This is a genomic window from Mesonia aestuariivivens, from assembly GCF_019311235.1.
In the GTDB taxonomy this organism is placed as follows: Bacteria; Bacteroidota; Bacteroidia; order Flavobacteriales; family Flavobacteriaceae; genus Mesonia; species Mesonia aestuariivivens.
Map to the genome: position 1 here is coordinate 1 of NZ_JAHWDF010000071.1, position 537 is coordinate 537.

General features: G+C 43.6%; 1 pseudogene. It reads right to left on the minus strand.

The features are described from left to right. Positions 1-537, minus strand: a pseudogene (locus KW502_RS15320) (IS1182 family transposase); the annotation flags it as partial.

A 537-nucleotide genomic window follows, 5' to 3' on the forward strand; every position in this document is an offset into this window, starting at 1 on the left:
TTGATCGTAAAATGGACTTGGCCCTTCTGAGCATGAAGCCCATTGCTTTTTTATCATTCTGATTGGTGAGTTTATAATCGATCAGTAACTTATGTTTGGCATCTACGGTAGTTTGCGCGGTGTAGCATACCTCGGTAACGGTACCGCGTACAATTTGATGCCGGCAATCGGGATCTGAAGTCGATCGTTGCGGGTTTTCAGAAGAAGTATCTTCATCAAGTTGTTTTTGTATAGCCCGGTATTTGGTCTGTTGCTGTTTGCGCCCTTTAATTTGCTCTTTAATTTCTTCGGTTTTTTTCTGATCGCCATCAGCCTTGGCCAGTTGTTGGTTATGCTCTTCGAGCTTTTTATCGATATACTCTAAGTGGCGCTGTATTTTCTTTTTATTATAGTTATTTTTCTTACTGTTCTGCGCCCTTAGCTTGGTAGAATCCCCGGCAATAAGTGTTCCCCCGATCAGGTTGAAGTTACGGGCGATGGCCACACTTTGCCGGAACACCTTTCGGATGGCTTTTGGGTTTTCTTTTCTAAACCGGG